The 4,236-nt window shown below is 40.4% G+C and carries 3 protein-coding genes and 3 pseudogenes; 4 read left to right on the top strand and 2 right to left on the bottom strand.

What is annotated here, in order from left to right:
- Nucleotides 1-604: 604 nt before the first annotated feature.
- Nucleotides 605-712 (bottom strand): annotated as a pseudogene (locus tag H6G26_RS43565) (transposase); the annotation flags it as partial.
- Between the two features lie 184 nt (nt 713-896).
- Between H6G26_RS43565 and H6G26_RS39260 the strand changes: the two are divergent.
- Nucleotides 897-1,151 (top strand): hypothetical protein, encoded by a 255-nt coding sequence (locus tag H6G26_RS39260; RefSeq protein ID WP_190737236.1) that lies wholly within the window; start codon nt 897-899, stop codon nt 1,149-1,151.
- A 363-nt stretch (nt 1,152-1,514) separates the two neighbouring features.
- Here H6G26_RS39260 and H6G26_RS43560 read toward each other — a convergent pair.
- A pseudogene (locus H6G26_RS43560) lies at nt 1,515-1,678 on the bottom strand (integrase); the annotation flags it as partial.
- A gap of 63 nt (nt 1,679-1,741) precedes the next feature.
- Here H6G26_RS43560 and H6G26_RS39250 point away from each other — a divergent pair.
- From H6G26_RS39250 to H6G26_RS44090, 3 genes and pseudogenes are all read left to right on the top strand, one after another.
- A pseudogene (locus H6G26_RS39250) lies at nt 1,742-2,798 on the top strand (IS4 family transposase); the annotation flags it as partial.
- Nucleotides 2,799-2,895: 97 nt separating this feature from the next.
- Nucleotides 2,896-3,267 carry a hypothetical protein gene (locus H6G26_RS39245; protein WP_242054331.1) on the top strand — a complete coding sequence of 124 codons (372 nt, stop codon included), beginning with the start codon at nt 2,896-2,898 and terminating at the stop codon, nt 3,265-3,267.
- Nucleotides 3,268-3,602: 335 nt separating this feature from the next.
- Nucleotides 3,603-3,728, top strand: a complete 126-nt coding sequence (locus H6G26_RS44090; RefSeq protein WP_277883965.1) for a hypothetical protein — start codon at nt 3,603-3,605, stop codon at nt 3,726-3,728.
- The last annotated feature ends 508 nt before the right edge of the window (nt 3,729-4,236 follow it).

Raw genomic sequence — 4,236 nt, 5'->3', positions numbered from 1 at the left:
CGCAGGGGGGCAGGGGGCAGGGAGCAGGGGAGAGGGTTTGCAGCTTTTATCACCATAAAAATGGTGCAATTTAAATGACGATTAGCTTACCAGGATCTGATCCTCAAAAATCTTCAGAAGAAAGCGCAAGCTTTTGGTTTTCAACTTGTCCCCAAATCCCAAGATAAGGAGGAAGCTTCATTTTATCAAACCCTTTCTACATAAGCTTTACGCAAAGTGTTTCTTCAGAGAGGGGTATACCCAGGTGCTTGCTTACCCAACTTCAGTTCAGACAAAACACGGTCAAGTGATTGACGTTTGAGCGCTAAGTTATTTGTATATTTTGTAACTCAGGATTGATCCTGTATAAGTAAAGAAATATTAAAATTATACTGAGGGGCTTGACCCCCTATTATTTTTTCTAGATACTGGCTAACTAGTTGCTCAATAAAATCTAGCAACTAGCAGGATAGTAAGTATCTAGTACAACACGGCGGAAATAAACAGACCATTAAATAGCCAAGGCTTTTCCCTTGTATGTTCACTTAAAAGGTTTAGCCATTCTTTGATTAAAGTAGTCGATAAACTGGAGGATTCGATTTTTCAAATCATCCTGACTGGCGAAACTTGCTCTTCTAAGTAACTTGCGAACCAAAATACTGAACCAAATCTCAATTTGATTAAGCCAAGACGAGCGTTTAGGTGTGTAATGGAAAACTCTTTCGTTGTGTTGGGTCACTTAAAAAAGAAGCACAGGATTTCATGGATTTGAGTATGCCGCTTTTCCCCTTAATACCCAAGTCAATATCCAAACCAACTTTATCTGCAACCAAACGAACCAGAGATTCAGAATGATGAGTGTTCAAGCAGTCTATAATCAAATCCCATATTCTCCCGACTAAGTAAGAGTTAGAGTCATGGCTGAAAAAGATAACGCTTTTATAAAACTTCCAAAAAGAGAATATATTTACATGGTTTTTCTCATTCATCTTACAACTCAAGAACTGATAAACGCTGTAAGTCAACCAGAAAATATAGTAGTGTCACTTATAGCTGAAAAAGCCTTGCAATTACTACAGTTGACAACTGATGAAGAAATGAATGAAATAATAAAAAGGCATAACTTAGTAGACAAAGAAGCAAAGAGAGCTAAAAATGCAGAATTGAATTAATTTAACGAATTCCGCATCTGTGTCTCTTTTGGCGCGAATTTCCGCGGCTACCTATTAGTTAAAGAAAGGGCTAGACATTAATTCTTTAAATAGGACATTTATTGAACAGCAGCAAGAGATGCTGGAGCAGAAGCAACGGTCTAGGGGTTTTAGTCGGTAGTTTCATGTTGAGCCGACGAACTCGTGACCGCTTCGCCAAGGGAGTCGGTAGCTCTTACGGGCAGAAAGATTACTTATGGATGCCTGGATGCTGGACAACTTGCAGGTATCCCGGCTGAACCTTTTTAAGTCTCTATTTCCTTTTTTGCAGAGATGGCTCTATGCTTAAAGAGGGTCTTCAAAACGGATTTAGTACAATTCCAATTAATTATGTTTATCCCGCCTATTGTAAGGCACTTCAGCAAATCAATCGCTCGTTTCTTCGCCGCCTCTCCACGCCTATCATATTTACTGGTAGTACTTGGCGACGCATGACCTGCAAGTTTCGCTACTGTGACGATATCTGCACCTGCATCCAATAGATTACCGGCATTGCATAATAAAGGCATGAATTAGGGTGTTCTACTGTGCAATGTCCATACTGTGAGTCTTTAGCAAGAGAAGATTTATTGTGGTGCCGTGCTACTAATATTGCCCAACAATCTCTCTCTCAAAGATTTTTAGTTTTTCCGGCTGAATTATTTGAACGAGTGTTTAAAGATTTATTACCTCAGTTACAACTTAAGAAAGCAGCAACGACTGAGGCGACCTCTGCCGGATAGCATTAAGTTTGCATTGCATAATTTTGACCGAATTTGGATAGCTGATGGGTCAACATTAGAAGCTTTATTTCGGAAGCTAAAAAGCTTGGAGGACTTGAAGACAGGACAGTTAGCTGGGAAAATCTGTACAGTTATTGATTTGGTTACTCGTTTACCGATAGAAGTTTGGTTTCACACCAATTTTGCCGCATCAGAGACTAATTTTGAAGCTCCTTTACTAAATTTACTATCTCCTAAAACTCTAATTTTACTTGATAGAGGTTTTTACCATTTCCAGTTTTTACAACAGCTTATTAATCAGGATGTTGATTTTATTACTCGCTTAAAAGCCAAAGCATCTATTAAATACTTAAAGATTTTTAGCTATGGCCATTCGCTTAAAGACCGATTGATTCAACTTGGAACTGTTCGTCGTGGCGCACCAGTTTTAACTTTACGCCTAATTGAAATAAAGGTTGGTAAAACTAGTTATTCTTACATTACTTCTGTCCTAGACCCGCAAATATTACCTCCCTACGTTGTTCCTGACTTATATCGGAGAAGATGGATGATTGAAGAAGCTTTTTACGTGGTCAAACGTTTATTGGGACTGTCGTATTTATGGACTGGTTCTATTAATGGTGTGAAGTTACAAGTGTGGGCAACTTGGCTCTTTTATGCAGTATTGGTTGACTTAGGAGATGCGGTTGCAGACGAATTATCTCTGCCATTTGACCGCATTTCTTTAGAGATGATTTTTCGTGGTTTATATCATTTTAGTGTCGCCTATGACAAAGGTAAGGCGGATGACCCAATTAAGTACTTTGCTGCAAAAGAAAATCAAGATTTAGGAGTGGTCAAAGCATTACGAAAGCCAGTCTCCAAGCTGGATTTATCCCCTTTTCCCGCACCCTCTTGACAAAAGTGCAATCACTCTAACCTCTCACTGATGTATTCAGGGAAAGTTTGCGCTTAAGAATGATGATTATCGTGAAGTACGTTCGTTGCGATTAACAGATGATACTTGGAAGGCTCTTGGTATTGCCTCGGAATGTTTGAGCTTAACTCGTGCTGACTATTTAGAACGCATTGTTAGGCATAACCTTTTACCAGGTATTACACGGGAAGGCTCAGAAATCTTAGCTTCCACTCAAGGAGAAAACGAGTCTCAACCAAGTATTACACGGCAAAGGGAGTTGCATCAGACATCTAATAAGGCAGCAAAACAGTCTGTTGGGTTGCCTACGGTAAAAGAACTTGAGATTTTACGTGACCGTGTTTTATCGGAACTGAAGTTAGGTACGCAAGCATCTGGGTATAAAACTGCTCAGAAGGTTCTCAATCGTTTCATTACTGAACTAATCGGTTTAGTTTAGCTGTTTGGGGAATTCGCCAACAGTATCCCCGCCGTAGGCGATCGCCTACGGCGGGCGGGTACGCCATCGCGCTAAATAGGAGACGCGGCAACGCCGCTGTCGTTAAGCAACGCAGTTGCCAGTCCAGGACTACCCACTAGGAAGAATTGCCAGTCATCTCAAAGATGGTCAACGCCAGTGTGAGGAGTCAAAGAAATGATCTAGATGTGATTGCCACGGTTACGCATTAAATCGCGTTTTAACTCAATTAACTTGAGTGGTCTAAATTGAGCGATCACGGAAGAATGAAGTTAATCGAGGTCGGCAGCAAGCTCACGAATCTAAAGGAGAACAAGATGAGTAGCAATCACGGAAACAGCCCAAACATGAAACTCGAAGTTGTGGTGTTCAGTGTTTCCGACGTTGACCGGACTAAGGCATTCTACGAGAAAACTCACGCCCAATTGAGTTACCAGATTTGAGTAAATCATTTTGAGAACAAAGCCGAAAATTGTACTGAACTTTAACTAGGGATAAACTATGAAACTTTCCAACTTCATCAATTCCGCATTTATCCCTGTTTTGTCACTTTGGGAGAATGCAATAGCCCAAAGGGTTACGGAGCTCTAGTTCCCAGCTTTTGGCTATAAATGTTAGTTTCTAATAGGAAATAAAGCAAAAGTGTTGATGAAATCAAAGCCTCAGAGCAAGGCTTTGATTATTGTTTTCCGAGAGTGACAGAACAGGGGTAATTTGGTGGCCCCTATTGCGAGTAACAGGAGAACTGCTATATTCAGCAACGCCTTCAAATCGCCCAGCCATACCTTGATACAACTACCATCATCAACAGTAGATTGTCATATCTTTGGTATTAGTGGGATAGGTTCAATAGACCCATCCGAAAACTCGCAAGCCAATATTTACAAGGCTTTGAGACCAGTCCTTGCAGATTCTGTTTCAACGAAGAAATCAGCGTTTAATATAGTTACT

Origin of the sequence: Nostoc sp. FACHB-888 (genome assembly GCF_014696655.1) — a bacterium.
GTDB lineage: Bacteria > Cyanobacteriota > Cyanobacteriia > Cyanobacteriales > Nostocaceae > Nostoc.
This window is presented reverse-complemented; position numbering and strand designations above follow the sequence as displayed.